Source organism: Curtobacterium sp. PhB146 (genome assembly GCF_004342995.1).
GTDB lineage: Bacteria > Actinomycetota > Actinomycetes > Actinomycetales > Microbacteriaceae > Curtobacterium.
In genome coordinates this window covers 1,687,607-1,703,372 of sequence record NZ_SMBN01000001.1, presented here as the reverse complement: position 1 = coordinate 1,703,372, position 15,766 = coordinate 1,687,607, and the positions used below count along the sequence as shown (strand labels likewise).

The window sequence follows — 15,766 nt, the reverse complement described above, 5'->3', positions numbered from 1 at the left end:
GGGAGGTTCCGGCGGGGGCGGTCAGTGCGAGGCGCTCAGCGCACCGCGAGGTCGTTGTCGAACTCGGCGACGAGGTCGTCCGGGAGCGTGTCGGGGACGGGAGTGAGTCCCTCGACGATCGCGAGGCGGTCGCCCACCTCGCGCATGATCGTGGAGATGGGGGTGTCCAGCGCGTCCGCGACGGACGCGAGGATCTCCGAGCTGGCCTCTTTCTGACCACGCTCGACCTCACTGAGGTACCCGAGAGCCACACTGGCCTTGGACGCGACCTGACGGAGGGTCCGGCCCTTCTGCAAGCGGAAGTCCCGAAGCACATCGCCGATTTCCTGACGAACGAGAACCATGAGAACTCCTCCTCTCTGTCGTCTCCGCGCCCGCCCGATCCGGAGGATCGAGTTCGGGTTCAGCAACTTTAGCGTTGCCGGTTGAAGCATGCTAACCAGGCTGGCTGCCGTCCTGCTGGAGATTGCGTGAGATGTAACCCAGTGGAAACGGGACCTATTCCCGGCCCCGGACCACGGACGACATCCGTGTCAGGAGTTCGGAGACGGACGCCGTGCGGATTGCACCGCGGTCCCCGTCGAGGTGGAGTTCCCAGGCAGTGGCGCCGTCCGCCGACGCGATGCCGACGTAGACGGTGCCGACCGGCTTGCCGTCCTGCGGGTCCGGCCCGGCGACACCGGTCGTGCTGATCCCCCACGTCGCCGGCTCACCATCGACGGACAGCGCGATGCGGACACCGGCCGCCATCTGCCGCGCGACCTCGGGATCGACGGCCCCGTTGGCCGCCAGCAACGCCGACGACACCCCGAGCACGGTGTGCTTGACGGGCGTCGCGTAGGCCACGACTCCCCCGCGCACCACGGCGCTCGCCCCCGGAACACCGACGAGCGTCGACACCACCAACCCGCCGGTGAGCGACTCCGCCACGGCGACGGTCTCACCGCGACGCGTCAGGTCGGCGACCAGGTGCTGCGCGATCGCGTCGACCGTGTCGGCAGGGCCGGGAGGCACGGCGCCGGTCGCGTCGTCGGCCTGCGTCACGCGGTGGTCCGGTTGTGCTTCCACGCGTGGTACAGGTAGTCGATGCCACTGAGCACGGTCGCCAGGAAGGCGGCGGTCATCAGCACCACGTTGACCCAGTGCGCCCAGTCCCCGACGAGCTCCCACCACGGGAAGAGTGCCGACGTCAGGGCGACGGCTTGCAGCACGGTCTTGATCTTGCCGCCGCGGCTGGCCGGGATCACCCGGTCCGACAGCACCGCGAAGCGGAACACCGTGATGCCGATCTCGCGCACCATGATGAGCACCGTCACGTACCAGGGCAGCTCGAGCAGGATCGACAGGGCGACGAGCGCGCCGCCGATCAGGACCTTGTCGGCGATCGGGTCGACGAGCTTGCCGAAGTCGGTGACCAGGTTCTGCCGCCGGGCGATGATGCCGTCGGCGCTGTCGGTCACGATCGCGACGACGAAGACGATCGCCGCCCAGATGCGCAGCGGGCCGTCGTCGCCGGCGTCGGTGAGGAGCAGCACGAAGAACAGCGGCGCCATGAGGATGCGCACCACGGTGATGATGTTTGCGACGTTCGCCGTCGATGCGGGGCCGGGACCCTTGCGGAGCAGTCGCCCGCGCCAGGGGAACTTCGCGCCGTGTGTCGTGGCGCCGTCCGTCGTCTCCGTGCCGTCCGAGGCGGTCATCGCCTTCACTCCCTGCCCGTCAGTCCCCACGCGTCCTCATCGGGCTCGTCGTGCACTTCATCGTACCCGCGGGTCATGTCGCCCACGGGGTCGGCGCCGTAGCGATCGCCGTCGTCACTCGGGCCGGGCACGGGGGCCACGGGCGCCGGAGCAGCCGGCGGCTCCTCGCCGCGGAGCTTCGCGAGCACCGCGGGCAGCTGGTCGGTGGTGACGAGCACGTCCCGGGCCTTCGACCCCTCGGACGGCCCGACGATGTCGCGGGACTCCATCAGGTCCATCAGGCGACCGGCCTTGGCGAAGCCGACCCGGAGCTTGCGCTGCAGCATCGAGGTCGAGCCGAACTGCGTCGAGACGACCTGTTCGACCGCCGCGAGCAGCAGTTCGAGGTCGTCGCCGATGTCGGCGTCGATCTCCTTGCGCTCGACCACGGCCTGGACGTCCTGGCGGTACTCGGGCTGGGCCTGGCGGGTGACGTGCTGGACGACCTCGGCGACCTCGCCCTCCTGCACCCACGCTCCCTGCACGCGCAGGGACTTCGACGACCCCATCGGCAGGAAGAGCGCGTCGCCCTGACCGATGAGCTTGTCCGCGCCGGGCTGGTCGAGGATGACGCGGGAGTCCGTGACGCTCGTCACCGCGAAGGCGATGCGGGACGGCACGTTCGCCTTGATCAGGCCGGTGATGACGTCCACCGACGGGCGCTGCGTCGCGAGCACCAGGTGGATGCCGGCGGCACGGGCGAGCTGGGTGATGCGGACGATCGACTCCTCGACGTCGCGCGGGGCGACGAGCATGAGGTCCGCGAGCTCGTCGACGACGACGAGCAGGTACGGGTACGGCTTGAGCTTCCGCTCGCTGCCGGCGGGCAGGACGATCTCGTTGTTCTCGATCGCCTTGTTGAAGTCGTCGACGTGGCGGAACCCGAACGACGCCAGGTCGTCGTACCGCATGTCCATCTCCTTCACGACCCACTGCAGCGCTTCGGCCGCCTTCTTCGGGTTCGTGATGATGGGCGTGATGAGGTGCGGGACACCCGCGTAGATCGAGAGCTCGACGCGCTTCGGGTCGACCAGGACCATGCGGACCTCGGACGGTTTCGCCCGCATGAGCAGCGACGTGATCATCGAGTTGATGAAGACCGACTTGCCGGAACCGGTCGAACCGGCGACGAGCAGGTGCGGCATCTTCGCCAGGTTCGCGACGACGAAGCCACCCTCGACGTCCTTGCCGACGCCGATCGTCATCGGGTGCTTCGACTTCCGCGCCGCGTTCGAGCGCAGCACGTCGCCGAGGGACACGATCTCGCGGTCGGAGTTCGGGATCTCGACACCGATGGCGCTCTTGCCCGGGATCGGCGAGAGGATCCGGACCTCGTTGGAGGCCACCGCGTACGACAGGTTCTTCGACAGCGCCGTGACGCGCTCGACCTTGACACCCGGGCCGAGCTCGATCTCGTAGCGGGTGACCGTCGGACCGCGGGAGAACCCGGTGACCTTCGCGTCGACCTTGAACTCCGTCAGCACGCCGGTGATGGCGGCGACGATGTCGTCGTTCGCCTGGCTGCGAGCGACCGAGGGGGTGCCGGAGCTCAGGGTGGTGGCGGCCGGCAGGCGGTACGGCTTCGACGGGTCGTCGTCGGTCGCCGCCGCGGAGAGTTCCTCGGGCTCGTCGACGACGGGGTCCTCGACGAGGGGTGCCGCGACCACGTCGGGCACCGCGGGGCGGATCGCCGCGGTCGGCTCCGGACGCGCGGGGACGTCGGTGCCGAAGTCCCGCAGGGCTTGCTCGGCGACCTGCAGGTCCTGTTCGACGGAGTCGTTGAGGTTGACCGACGCGGGTTCGGCCGGCGTCAGGTCCACGAGACCGGCCGCAGCGCCCGCGTTCGGGTTGACCACCGGGGCAGCGGGTGCTGCCGCCGCGGCGGGTGCTGCCGTCGGTGCGACACCGGTGGCCGGGGGCAGGACGGGGCTGTCGTACGCCGGGTCCTCTTCGCGCCCGGACTTGTTCCGCCGCCACCACGGCACGTTGTCGCCGCCGGCGTCACCGTCGGCAGCGGCCTGCTCCTCGCCGAAGCCGAGGTCGTCGAACAGCTGGAAGTCGGTGTCGCCCTTCTTGCCGCGCTTGGTCGTCTTGGTGCGGGCGGCGGGTGCCGTTGCTGCCGCTTCGACCTCGGGCTCGGCGGCCGGGGCCGGCGCTCCGAACAGGTACGCGTACAGCTCGTGCAGCCGACGCCCGACCTTGTTCGGCGGCGTCTTGGTGATGATGAAGAGGGAGAGCACGAGCAGCACGATCGCCACCGGGACCGCGACCCAGGCGGTCGCGATCGTGACGAGCCAGCCGATCACGACCCAGCCGAGCACACCGCCGGCCGCAGCCAGGGCGGGCATGCCGTCCGCTGCGCTCGGCTGCCCGCCGAAGACGTGGCAGAGCGAGGCGATCGCGACGAGCAGGATCCCGAGGCCGATGCCGATCCGGGTGTTGTCGTGCACCGAGGCCGGGTGCCGGAACAGCCATCCGGCGAAGACGATCATGATCACCGGCAGGGCGAACGCCAACCGGCCGAACAGCCCGCCGAACGTGTACGCGTCGAGTGCGACCGACACGCCGTTCGTCGGGTTGAGCCACTCGACGACCGCACCGGCGATGGCCAGCACGAACAGCAGGAACGGGAACCCGTCACGCCGCTGGTCCTTCTCGAGGGACTCCTTGCCGAGCAGTCGGAACATCGCACCGACGCCGTGCGCCATCGCGAGCCAGAACGTCACGAGCGGGTTCTGCTCGCGGAACACCGGTGTCGGTGCCGCCTGCGGCAGCTTCTTCGTCGTGGCCTGGGTGCGCGACGAACCGCGCGTCCCGTTCCCACGGGACGACGTGGACGCGCGCGAGCGCGTGGTCGACTTGGTGCCTCCGGCCATGGGCAGAACCCTAATCCCCACTCAGGACAAACCAAGGGAGGCCCGCCGCAGCATCCGTGACGGACGCTGGACGGGCCTCCCGGTCGACCGCGATGAACGCGACTGACGCGACGAACGTGCTACGCCTCGATGACCACCGGGACGATCATCGGACGACGGCGGTGCTTGGTGTTGACCCAGCGGCCGACCGTGCGGCGGACGACCTGCGCGAACGCGTGCGAGTCGCGCGTGCCGTTGGCGGCCGCCTCGGCGATCGCCTTGGCGATCTGGGGACGGACGTCGTCGAACACGGAGTCGTCCTCGGCGAAGCCGCGCGACTGGATCTCCGGGCCGATGACGCACTGGCCGGTGGTGAAGTCCACCGCGGCGAAGACCGAGATGAAGCCCTCTTCGGACAGCACGCGGCGGTCCTTGAGGTCGGCGTCGGTGATCTCGCCCACGGTCGAGCCGTCGACGTACACGTAGCCGATGTCGAGCTGCCCGGCGACCGTCGCGACGCCGTCCTTCAGGTCGACGACGATGCCGTCCTGCCCGAGGATCACGTTGCGCGGCGGCACACCCGTCTGGATCGCCAGGTCGGCGTTCGCGTACAGGTGGCGGTGCTCGCCGTGCACGGGCAGGACGTTGCGCGGACGCAGGATGTTGTAGCAGTAGAGCAGTTCGCCGGCCGAGGCGTGTCCGGAGACGTGCACCTTGGCGTTGCCCTTGTGCACGACCTTCGCGCCGAGCTTCGTCAGCCCGTCGATGACGCGGTAGACGGCGTTCTCGTTGCCCGGGATCAGCGACGAGGCGAGGATGACGGTGTCGCCCTCGCCGATCTCGATCTGGTGCTCGAGGTTCGCCATGCGCGCGAGCACGGCCATCGGCTCGCCCTGCGACCCAGTCGACATGTAGACGATCTGGTCGTCGGGGACGTTCTTCGCCTTCTTGGTGTCGATGAGGACGTTCTCGGGCACGCGGAGGTAGCCGAGGTCGGCGGCGATGGTCATGTTGCGGATCATCGAGCGCCCCATGAACGCGACCTTGCGGTTCGCGGCCGCGGCTGCGTCGAGGACCTGCTGCACACGGTGCACGTGCGACGAGAAGCTCGCCACGACGACCTTCTTGCGGGCGCGCGTGATGATGTTCTCGAGCACCGGGCCGATGTCGCGCTCGGGCGCGGTGAAGCCCGGCACGTCGGCGTTCGTGGAGTCCGGCAGGAACAGGTCAACGCCGGCCTCGCCCAGACGGGCGAACGCACGGAGGTCGGTGATGCGGTCGTCCAGCGGGAGCTGGTCCATCTTGAAGTCACCCGTGTGCAGGACACGACCGGCGGGGGTCGTGATCGCCACGGCGAGGGCGTCCGGGATGGAGTGGTTCACGGCCACGAACTCGAGGTGGAACGGGCCGAGCTGCTCGGTCTGATCCTCGGCCACGACGAGCGTGTACGGCTTGATCCGGTGTTCCTTGAGCTTCGCCTCGACGAGCGCGAGGGTCAGCGTGGAGCCGATCAGCGGGATGTCGTCGCGGAGCTTCAGCAGGTACGGGACGGCACCGATGTGGTCCTCGTGGCCGTGCGTGAGCACGACACCGAGGACGTCGTCGAGACGGTCACGGATCGGCGCGAAGTCCGGCAGGATCAGGTCGACCCCGGGCTGGTGCTCCTCGGGGAAGAGCACGCCGGCGTCGACGATGAGCAGCTTGCCCTCGTACTCGTAGACGGTCATGTTGCGACCGATCTCGCCGAGTCCCCCGATGGGGATGACGCGGAGGGTGCCGGGTTCGAGCGGCTGCGGTGTGGAGACTTGTGTGGGCATTCGGTCCTACGGATTCAGGCGACGCGCGAGGAGCGCGCCGCGGTGTTCGCTAGCGGGTGGTGCCTGGCACCTTTGGTAGTGCGCCGCCGGCCGCAGCGTTGCGGTCGGGGCGGAAGTTCGAGAAGTCGGCGCCGGGCACGTCGCGCACGGCTTCGAGCGAGGTCTCGATGGCGTACGCCTCGGAGTCCTCGGGGCCGACGAGCGGCAGACGGACGCGCGGGCTGCCGATGCGGCCGAGCCCGTGCAGGATGTACTTCGCCGCGACGGTGCCGGGCACGTGGGTCATCACGGCGCGGACGAGGGGCTCGACGCGCTTGTGCTCGGCGGTGGCGGTCGCCAGGTCGCCGCGGTTCACGGCGTCGATGATGGTGCGGTACGGCGTGCTCGTGATGTTCGCGGTGACGCCGATCAGGCCCGTGGCGCCGATCGACAGGTGCGGGAGCACGTTGGTGTCGTCGCCGGAGAAGTACATGAGGTCGGTGTTGTTGAGCACGCGGGACACCTCGGCGAAGTCGCCCTTGGCGTCCTTCACGGCGAGGATGTTCGGGTGGTGCGACGCCCGCACGATCGTCTCGTACGTGATCGGGATGCCGGTGCGCCCCGGGATGTCGTACAGGATCACCGGCAGGTCGGTGGCGTCGGCGATCATCCGGAAGTGGGTGAGCACACCCGATTGGGTCGGCTTGTTGTAGTACGGCGTGACGATCATCACACCGTCGGCGCCGGCCTTCTCGCTCTGCTTGTACAGGTGGATCGCGTGCGCGGTCTCGTTCGACCCGCCACCCGTGATGATCTTCGCGCGGCCCGCGGCGACGGACTTGCCGACCTCGACCAGACGGAGCTTCTCGGGGTCGGTCAGGGTGCTGGTCTCGCCGGTCGTTCCGGTCACGACGATGCCGTCGGCACCGGCGGTGATGCAGTCGTCGATGTGCTGCTCGACGCCGGGCCAGTCGACCTCACCGTCGGCCGTGAACGGGGTCACGAGGGCGACGAGGACCTGACCGAAGGGATTCTCACGCGGGGACACGGGCACCAGCGTACCGGGGATGGGCGCAATGGCCGCCGTCCGGGTGGACGGTCGCCTGCCTGCGGCGCGGACGGGAGGCCCGGATCACGTCCGTCCTGCCGCTCACGCCCGGTGTCGCGCGCGCCCGGCGGTGTCCGGAACCTGGTTCCGCGCCAGCTGCGCCCCGCTGCGGTCTTCGCGCCCCGACTCTTCGGGGCGCGGCGCCCGCACGGGGGCGCGCGGCGCACACCGACGCGGCGCCCGCACGCTCAGGCGCTGCTGCGACGCCACTCGAGGAAGCGGTAACGGGTCCCGGTGCGGGACACCTGCCACGGGCCCTCGTCGGTGAGCGTCCAGCCGGCCGGCTCGCCGAGCGTCGGTGCGACGGTGTCGCCGGGCACGTCGACGTCGATGACGGTCTCGGACACCCGGTCGGCACGGTCCAGCGCCGCGGCGTAGACCTGGCCGCCGCCGATGACCCAGACGGGGTTGTCGGCACCGTCGGCACCGTCGAGCGCGGCGCGGAGGTCGTGCACGACCTCGACGCCGTCGGCGGTCCAGGACGCGTCGCGGGTGAGCACCACGTTGCGCCGACCGGGCAGCGGGCGGAAGCGTTCCGGCAGGGACTCCCAGGTGCGACGGCCCATGAGCACCGTGGCGTCGCCGGTGACCTGCTTGAAGTGCGCGAGGTCCTCGGGCACGTGCCAGGGCATGCCGCCGTCGGCCCCGATGACCCCGTCGGTCGACCGGGCCCAGACCATGCCGATCATCAGACGGCGACCGCGGCCTTGATCGCCGGGTGGTGGTGGTAGCCGACGACGGTGAAGTCCTCGTACTCGTAGTCGTCGATCGAGTCGCGCGGCGCGAGCTCGAGCGTCGGCAGGGCGTACGCCGTGCGGGACAGCTGCTCCTCGACCTGCTCGACGTGGTTGTCGTAGACGTGGCAGTCGCCGCCGGTCCAGACGAAGTCGCCGACCTCGAGCCCGGTCTGCGCGGCGATCATGTGGGTGAGCAGGGCGTACGAGGCGATGTTGAACGGGACGCCGAGGAACATGTCGGCGCTCCGCTGGTAGAGCTGGCACGAGAGCTTGCCGTCGTTGACGTAGAACTGGAAGAACGCGTGGCACGGCGCGAGCGCCATGTCCGGGATCTCGGCGACGTTCCACGCCGAGACGATGAGCCGGCGGCTGTCCGGGTTCGTGCGGATCTGGTCGATGACCTGGGCGATCTGGTCGACGTGCTCGCCGGACGGGGTCGGCCACGAGCGCCACTGCACGCCGTAGACGGGGCCGAGGTCGCCGTCTTCGTCCGCCCACTCGTTCCAGATCCGGACACCGTGCTCCTGCAGCCAGGTGGCGTTGCCGTCGCCGCGCAGGAACCAGAGCAGCTCGTACGCGATCGACTTGAAGTGCACGCGCTTCGTGGTCACGAGCGGGAAGCCCTTCGACAGGTCGTAGCGGAGCTGCGCGCCGAACAGGCTGCGGGTCCCGGTGCCGGTGCGGTCACCCTTCGGCGTGCCCTCGGTCAGGACCCGGCGGAGCAGGTCCTCGTACGGGGTCGGCACGGTGGGGTCGGGCTGCACGGTCTCGCTGTCGCTCACACACAGAAGCCTACGTCGGCGAAAGGCTCCGGCAGCATGAGTAGCGTTGCCGGCATGGCAGACACGGCGGCAGAGCCCCTCTCGATCCTGATCGCCGGCGCGTCCGGCTTCATCGGCACCCCGCTCGTCCGCGCGCTGCGCGAGGCGGGCCACCACGTGACCACGCTGGTCCGGCGCGAGCCGCACACGGCCACCGAGTTCCGCTGGGCTCCGGGTCGCCGGCCGCTCGACCCGGCCATCGTCGACGGTGCCGACGTGGTGATCAACCTGGCGGGGGCGAACATCGGCAAGCTGCCCTGGACCGCGAAGTACCGCGAGGAGATCCGGCGCTCCCGCGTCGACGCGACCGACACCCTGGTCGAGGCGATGCGGCACGCCAGCACTCCCCCGGCGCTGTTCCTGTCCGGCTCGGCGTCCGGCGTGTACGGCGACCGCCCGGCGGACGTCCTGCAGGACGACGCGGCGCCCGGCACCGGGTTCCTCGCCGAGGTCTGCACCGCGTGGGAGGCCGCGGCGAACGCTGCCCTGGACGGCGTCCGTGTGGTGACCCTGCGCACGGGCATCGTGATCGGCGAGGGCGGCGGCGCGCTCGCACCCCTCATCCCGCTCACCCGGGCTGGGCTCGGCGGTCGCCTCGGCACCGGCGGGCAGCACTGGCCGTGGATCGCGCTCGAGGACGAGGTCGGGGCGATCGTGCACCTGGCGACGAGTCCGTCGGCGTCCGGTGTCAGCGGACCGGTGAACCTCGCCGGGCCGGAAGCCGTCGTCGCCGACCGCATCACGAAGCGCGTCGCCGAGGACCTGCACCGGCCGTACCTGTTCCGGATCCCGGAGTTCGCGCTGCGCCTCGCGCTGCAGGACGCCGCCGACGAGATGCTGCTGTCGAGTCAGCGGATGGTGCCGACGAAGCTGCTCGAGTCCGGCTACGTGTTCCGGTACACGCGTGCCGTGGACGCCGTCGACGCGGTCCTCTGACCGGGTCTCAGGCGCTCGACCGCGTCAGGGCCGTGCGCATCGCGGCTCGAGCGCGCTTGCGGTCCCCCGCGGCGTCGTAGACGACCCCGAGCCGGTACCAGGCGCGCCAGTCCGCCGGGTCCTGCTCGACGGCGGCCTTGTACTGCGGGAAGAGCTCGTCAGCGGCCTCGCGCGTCGGACGGCCGGACGGACGCACGGGCACGACGTCCTCCGGTGCACCGCCCTCGGCCTCGAGCCGGGATCCGAGCCGGGTGATCCGGATGCCGAAGCGGAACTCGAGCACGAGCAGCAGCGCCCCGATCGCGGCGACGACGAACAGGGCGACGCCGATGCCGATCCCGATCGGGATGCCCGTGGCGATGAACGCCACGGCCCGCTGCCCGACGAGCACGATGTAGAGCGTCAGCAGCAGGGTCATCAGCGCTGCGCCCCAGAACGGCGACCGGATCGCGCGGCCGGCCCGCGCTGCACGTCCCACCGGGTCAGCCGATGCCGAGGACGCTGCCGAGGCCCACGGTGAGCCCGCGGGCGGATCCGAGGGCGGACAACGCCGCACGGATCCCGGCGACGTAGGCGACGTCGTCGTTGGTGTCGTGCCGGATCGTCAGGGTCTCGCCGGGGCCGCTGAGCAGGACGTCCTGCACGGCCTTCACCCCGGGCAGCCGGAGCGAGTGGATCGGCACGCTCGCCACCTGCTGGCCGCGGGCGCGCTGGTCGACGTGCGGGGCCTCGACCGGGCCGACGTCGCGACGGGCCTCGGCGATGAGCTCGGCGGTGCGCACCGCGGTGCCGGACGGCGAGTCGATCTTGCCGGCGTGGTGCGTCTCGACGATCTCGACGGAGGGGAACCACGGCGCCGCGATGGTGGCCAGGTGGGTGCCGAGCACCGACCCGATCGAGAAGTTCGGCACCACGAGAACGCCCTGGTCGGGACGCTCCTCCAGCGCGGTGCGGAGCTTCGCGAGACGGTCGGCGGACCACCCGGACGTGCCGACGAGGACGTTCGCCCCGCTCGACAGCGCGTTCTCGACGATCGCTGGGCTGAGCGCCGGCACCGTCACGTCCACGACGAGCGCGGCGCCGCCGAACACCGACGGCGGTGCTTCGTGGGCACCGTCCTTCGACGACAGGCGGGCGACGAGCTCGAACTCCGGGAGTTCCTCGACGACGGAGGCCACGAGGCCCCCGAGACGACCGGTGGCGCCGACGACGGCGACGGGAGTGACCATGCGGTCCATCCTAGGATCGACGCATGTCAGTCGAGGTCAGGACCGTGCCGGCCGATCTGCCCGAGGTCGACGTCCTGCTCGACGCCTACCTCGACGAGCGCGAGGCGACGTTCCCCAGTGCGCAGGGCGCGTACTCGCGGAAGCGCACCCCGGCGGCGGAGTTCACGCCGCCGAACGGGGTCTTCGCGGTGGCGTACGACGGCGCGGTCGCGGTCGGCTGCGGCGGCCTGCGGCGGATCGCGGACGACCCCGACGCGACCACCACGGACGTCCGGTTCGAGGTCAAGCACGTCTTCGTCACCCCGGCGGGACGGGGGAAGGGCGTGGCCACGGCGCTGATGGACGCGCTCGAACGGGAAGGCGCCGCGCTGGGGGCGACGAGCATCGTGCTGGACACGAACGACTCGCTCGTCGCGGCGGGCGCGATGTACCGCAGCCGGGGTTACGAGCGCGTCGCGCCGTTCAACGACAACCCGAACGCGACCGCCTGGTTCCGCAAGCCGGCCTCCCGCTAGACGGGCTGGTCGACCGGCAGCCCGGTGCGGAGCTCCACCGGCAGGTGGGCCAGGTCGTTCAGGGCGACCACCTCGGCCGGTTTCGCGGAACGGATCCGGATGATCGTGAGCGCGGTGTGCGCGACGTTCGTGCCCATCCAGCGCCACTCGGGTGCCTGGAACGCCTCGCGCACGAACCAGCCGATCACGGCGTTGTGGGTGATGAGCAGGTCGTGCCGGTCCTCGCGCGCCGGGGTGAACCACTCGGAGACGGCGTCGCCCATCTGTGCCTGGCCGGCGATGATCTCCTCTTCCGTGACGCCGCCGTACCAGCCCTGGTAGGCATGCGGCATGTCCGGGGTCGGGCCGGAGGGGACGCAGTCGAACAGCAGCGTCGACGGTTCGGGCTGGATCGACGGCAGTCGCTGCGCCAGGAACGCGGCGGTCTCGCTGGGGGCCTCCAACGGGGAGTGGTACACGCCGTCGAACGGCAGTCCGCCAAGGCGATCGGCGACGAGCATGGCCTGGCGCTTGCCGCGTTCCGACAGCTTGCCGTCGCGGAGGCCGTGCTCGGCGTCCTGGTGTTCGCCGTGCCGGACGAGGTACAGGTAGTGCGACATGTCCGTGCTCAGCTGCCCATCCCGATCGCTGCGGCGAGCTCGTCCTGCTGCACCGCCCCGACCACCGACGTGATCGTCGGGCGGGTCAGGAGGTCGCGGGCGAGTTCGAGCACGCCGTCGGTGGTGACCCGGTCGACACGCTCCAGTGCGGTCGACAGGTCGGTGTACTCCCCGGTGCCGAGCTCGGACCGGCCGAGCCGGGTCATCCGGGCGTCGGAGTCTTCGAGCGAGAGCGTCAGGGCGCCCTCGATCTGGCCCTTGGCGCGGCGGAGCTCGTCGTCGGTGATGCCGTCGTCCACCATGCGGCGGAACTCGGCGTCGATGATCTCGATGACCCCGGGGACGTTGTCGGGCGCACAGCCCGCGTAGACGCCGAAGGCGCCGTTGTCGAGGTAGGCGGGCGCGAAGGACGACACCGCGTAGGCGAGGCCGCGTCGCTCGCGGACCTCTTGGAAGAGCCGGGAGCTCATGCCCCCGCCGAGCACGGCGTTCAGGACGCTGAGGGACGGCCGGCGGTCGTCGCGCAGGTCGAGTCCCTGCGAGCCGCGCAGCATGCTGACCTGCTCCGTCGGACGGTGGACCACCGACAGCTTCGGCTCGATGGGGTCGGCGACGGTCTGTGGCGTCCGTCGTGCGAGCGGCTCGGCGGGCGGGGCGTCGTGGAACACCGCGGCGACCGCGTCGCAGAACCGGTCGTGGTCGACGGCACCGGCGGCGGTCACGACGATTCCGTTCGGTGCGTAGTGCTCGCGGTAGTGGGCCAGGACCTCGTCCCGCTGGACCGCACGGATGCTGTCCGGGGTCCCGCCGATCGGGCGACCGAGCGCGTGTCCGCCGAAGGCCGCGGCGAAGAACGCTTCGCCCGCGACGTCGGCCGGGTCATCGGCGGCCATCGCGAGTTCTTCGAGGATGACGCCGCGCTCGACGGCGAACGCCTCGGGGTCGAGCACCGAGCCGGTCACCATGTCACCGATGACCTGCACGGCCATCGGGACGTCGGCGTCCCGCACCCGTGCGTAGTAGCAGGTGTACTCCTTGGCGGTCGCGGCGTTGTGCTCGCCGCCGACCGAGTCGAACGCGATCGCGATGTCGAGCGCCGACCGGGTCTCGGTGCCCTTGAACAGCAGGTGCTCGAGGAAGTGGGTCGATCCGAACTGGCCGTCGCGTTCGTCACGCGAACCGACGCCGACCCAGAACCCGATGCTCGTCGAAGCGGCACCGGGCACGGCTTCGGTCAGCACGCGGACACCCGACGGCAGCACGGTGCGGCGGACGAAGGCCCCTCCGGACGTCAGGAAGGACGTGTCCGGGGCCCCGAGCGGCAGTGGCACTGGCTGGTTCATCGCAGACGAGCCTACTGATGCTCCGGAGCCCACCGCCCAGTTTCCACGGGCCCATGGACTGTCACTCGAAGAGGGGTACAGAAATTGCGGACAGACCGACTCGTCTGTCTGTCCTCCTTGTGGTACAGTCGTTCACGCCGGATCGAAAGCCCCCCTAAGTTCCGATCCGGCGGCTCGGGACATCAGTCCTCGCGGCCACGAGTCCCCCCACTCGTCCGCGGAGCCGATGAACCAAGGAGCCACGCTGTGACGGTCGATTCCCCCCAACCGGCCGTCCAGCGTCTCCCTGGTCCGAGCACGAACCTCGCGTCGCCGGACGGGTCGAGCGTCCCCCCGACTCCCCGCTCCGGCGGCGCGAAGGTCCGCATCCTCGAGACGGCCACGCGACTCTTCTACGAAGAGGGCATCCACAGCGTCGGCGTCGACCGCCTCATCTCCGAGGCGAGCGTGACGAAGGCGACGTTCTACAAGCACTACGGGTCGAAGGACAACCTGATCCTCGCCTACATCCGCACGCAGCACGAGCGGGTGCAGGAACGCCTGGAACAGCTCGTCGCCGACGCTGGCTCCTCCGCCGCAGCGGTCCGCGCGTGGGTCGCCGCCCTGGCGGACGAGGTCAACGACCCCGACTTCCGCGGGTGCGCGTTCCTCAACGCCGCTGCCGAGTACCACGACCCGCGCGACCCCGTGCGCGAGGTCGTCGCCACCCACCGCGACTGGTACACCGACCGACTCGCCACCCTGCTGCAGGAGTCCGGCCACCAGCTGCCGGGCGACGGTGCCGACGAGCTCATGCTCGCGCGCGACGGTGCGATGGCCGGCGCCTACTCCGGTGACGCCATCGCGGCGACGGCAGCGCTCGGTCGCGTCGTCGACCGCGTCCTCGCCGCCTGACGCCCGGCTGCCGTCGACGCAGAACGACACCCCCGATGTCGTACGACGTCGGCTTTGTCGCTCCGCCGCGGCCGCAACAGTCGCAGGCGCGCACGAACGACAGCCTCGAAGTCGTACGACGTCGACCTTGTCGCGTCAGCCGTCGGCGCCAGCCCGGCGCCAGCGCGCTCACCGCGACCGGTCGCGTCGCGCGGATCAGGCCGGTCCGGTGGCACTCCCGGGGTTGCCGCTCGAGACGATCGACCCGTTGACGCCGTCCGGGAAGAACCCGCCCTTGTCGATCTGGTTCGGGTTCAGGAACACCACGTTCAGGACACGCTCCGCGGTGCGGCCGTAGGCGAGCGAGTTCGAGTCCGTCGGCACGAGGTTCACCGCTCCCGACCGGGTCGTCACCCCCTGGTCGTCGTCGGTCGGACCGTCGAGCGAGTCACGGGCGTCGGAGATCTTGTTCGCCGGCACCTGCAGCCCCTTGTCCGAGAGCTTCGACCGGATGATCCCGGCGTGGTAGGCCTCGACGGCGAGGATGCCCGCCGCGGCACTGAGGTACGTCTTGCTGGTGATGAGCGGCGCGGCCCCCTTGTAGGCGGTCACCCCGACGTCCTCGAAGATGTACGCCCCGAGCAGGAAGTTCTCCTCGCTGGCGAACGGGTCGAAGGTGCCGGTCGGACCGACCACACCGGCAGCGCGCGCCGCCGCGGTGAAGCTCGACACGAGGTCGATCTTCGGACGCGAGACCTTCGCACCGCCGAGGGCGGATCGGAGGAACGCCACGTGCGCGCGCTCGTCGTTCGCGATCTCGGTGGCGATGCCGCGGATGGCCGCGGTCTTGAACGGCACCTTCTTGCCACCGATCACCGGCCCCTGCGGGTCGATGCCGGTGATCATGCTGTCGGCGAGGCCCGCGCCGAACACGGCACGCAGGTAGAACTCGGCCTCGAGGTACTCGAGGTTCAGGGCGAAGTTGAGGATGGCGGCGTCGGAGACGGCACCGTCCTCTTCCGGGGTGGCGGCGGCGCGGTCGGTGGTGAGCACCGACGAGCCGAGCGCGGCGATGCCGGCTGAGGCGCCGGCGACGCCGGCGGCTGCGAAGAACCGTCGTCGGTCGAGCGCGTTCTCGGCGCTGCGATCGATGGCGTGGTGGATGAAACGCTTGTCGAACATCGTTGTCCTCATGTCGTGCTGGCAGCACGGGAC

16 protein-coding genes are annotated in these 15,766 nt (G+C 70.5%); 3 read left to right on the top strand and 13 right to left on the bottom strand.

Translation table 11 applies throughout. The annotated features are described in order from the left end of the window. Positions 1–35 precede the first annotated feature (35 nt). The 8 genes from EDF33_RS08180 to EDF33_RS08145 form a co-directional block, all read right to left on the bottom strand. A complete protein-coding gene (locus EDF33_RS08180; RefSeq protein WP_027464765.1) occupies positions 36–344 on the bottom strand; it encodes a helix-turn-helix transcriptional regulator in 309 nt (102 codons plus the stop codon). Positions 345–498: 154 nt separating this feature from the next. Then, entirely contained in the window at positions 499–981 is a 483-nt protein-coding gene (locus tag EDF33_RS08175; RefSeq protein ID WP_123939007.1) for a CinA family protein, read from the bottom strand. Between the two features lie 59 nt (positions 982–1,040). Next, positions 1,041–1,709 (bottom strand): CDP-diacylglycerol--glycerol-3-phosphate 3-phosphatidyltransferase, encoded by a 669-nt coding sequence (gene pgsA / locus EDF33_RS08170; protein ID WP_132099784.1) that lies wholly within the window; start codon positions 1,707–1,709, stop codon positions 1,041–1,043. Further along, the gene (locus EDF33_RS08165; RefSeq protein WP_123938806.1) at positions 1,706–4,615 is read right to left on the bottom strand and encodes a DNA translocase FtsK; all 2,910 of its coding nucleotides are present in this window, start codon (positions 4,613–4,615) and stop codon (positions 1,706–1,708) included. Before EDF33_RS08165 ends, pgsA begins: the two co-directional genes overlap by 4 nt. Before the next feature lie 119 nt (positions 4,616–4,734). Next, positions 4,735–6,411 carry a ribonuclease J gene (locus tag EDF33_RS08160; protein ID WP_131878632.1) on the bottom strand — a complete coding sequence of 559 codons (1,677 nt, stop codon included), beginning with the start codon at positions 6,409–6,411 and terminating at the stop codon, positions 4,735–4,737. Between the two features lie 49 nt (positions 6,412–6,460). Further along, positions 6,461–7,438 (bottom strand): 4-hydroxy-tetrahydrodipicolinate synthase, encoded by a 978-nt coding sequence (gene dapA, locus EDF33_RS08155; RefSeq protein WP_111084638.1) that lies wholly within the window; start codon positions 7,436–7,438, stop codon positions 6,461–6,463. A 248-nt stretch (positions 7,439–7,686) separates the two neighbouring features. Next, positions 7,687–8,187, bottom strand: a complete 501-nt coding sequence (locus EDF33_RS08150; RefSeq protein ID WP_132099699.1) for a dihydrofolate reductase — start codon at positions 8,185–8,187, stop codon at positions 7,687–7,689. Then, a complete protein-coding gene (locus EDF33_RS08145) occupies positions 8,187–9,017 on the bottom strand; it encodes a thymidylate synthase (protein ID WP_123293913.1) in 831 nt (276 codons plus the stop codon). Before EDF33_RS08145 ends, EDF33_RS08150 begins: the two co-directional genes overlap by 1 nt. 54 nt (positions 9,018–9,071) lie before the next feature. On the opposite strand from EDF33_RS08145, the gene EDF33_RS08140 reads away from it, so the two are divergent. Next, on the top strand, positions 9,072–9,992 hold the full coding sequence (locus EDF33_RS08140) for a TIGR01777 family oxidoreductase (RefSeq protein WP_132099698.1): 921 nt from the start codon (positions 9,072–9,074) through the stop codon (positions 9,990–9,992). Between the two features lie 7 nt (positions 9,993–9,999). Here the strand turns inward: EDF33_RS08140 and EDF33_RS08135 are convergent, their stop codons facing one another. Both EDF33_RS08135 and EDF33_RS08130 read right to left on the bottom strand, forming a co-directional pair. After that, a complete protein-coding gene (locus EDF33_RS08135) occupies positions 10,000–10,410 on the bottom strand; it encodes a tetratricopeptide repeat protein (RefSeq protein ID WP_132099783.1) in 411 nt (136 codons plus the stop codon). A gap of 64 nt (positions 10,411–10,474) precedes the next feature. Then, entirely contained in the window at positions 10,475–11,221 is a 747-nt protein-coding gene (locus tag EDF33_RS08130; RefSeq protein ID WP_243692391.1) for a dihydrodipicolinate reductase C-terminal domain-containing protein, read from the bottom strand. Between the two features lie 23 nt (positions 11,222–11,244). Here EDF33_RS08130 and EDF33_RS08125 point away from each other — a divergent pair, with 23 nt between their 5' ends. Further along, the gene (locus tag EDF33_RS08125) at positions 11,245–11,736 is read left to right on the top strand and encodes a GNAT family N-acetyltransferase (RefSeq protein WP_132099696.1); all 492 of its coding nucleotides are present in this window, start codon (positions 11,245–11,247) and stop codon (positions 11,734–11,736) included. On the opposite strand, the gene EDF33_RS08120 is transcribed toward EDF33_RS08125, so the two are convergent. Continuing rightward, the gene (locus EDF33_RS08120) at positions 11,733–12,335 is read right to left on the bottom strand and encodes a histidine phosphatase family protein (RefSeq protein ID WP_111084585.1); all 603 of its coding nucleotides are present in this window, start codon (positions 12,333–12,335) and stop codon (positions 11,733–11,735) included. The genes EDF33_RS08125 and EDF33_RS08120 overlap by 4 nt on opposite strands. 8 nt (positions 12,336–12,343) lie before the next feature. Then, a complete protein-coding gene (locus tag EDF33_RS08115; protein ID WP_123938811.1) occupies positions 12,344–13,678 on the bottom strand; it encodes a pitrilysin family protein in 1,335 nt (444 codons plus the stop codon). 246 nt (positions 13,679–13,924) lie between these two features. Here EDF33_RS08115 and EDF33_RS08110 point away from each other — a divergent pair, with 246 nt between their 5' ends. Next, positions 13,925–14,572 (top strand): TetR/AcrR family transcriptional regulator, encoded by a 648-nt coding sequence (locus tag EDF33_RS08110; RefSeq protein WP_132099695.1) that lies wholly within the window; start codon positions 13,925–13,927, stop codon positions 14,570–14,572. A 195-nt stretch (positions 14,573–14,767) separates the two neighbouring features. Here EDF33_RS08110 and EDF33_RS08105 read toward each other — a convergent pair whose 3' ends face one another. Then, positions 14,768–15,733 carry a ferritin-like domain-containing protein gene (locus EDF33_RS08105; protein ID WP_132099694.1) on the bottom strand — a complete coding sequence of 322 codons (966 nt, stop codon included), beginning with the start codon at positions 15,731–15,733 and terminating at the stop codon, positions 14,768–14,770. Positions 15,734–15,766 lie beyond the last annotated feature (33 nt).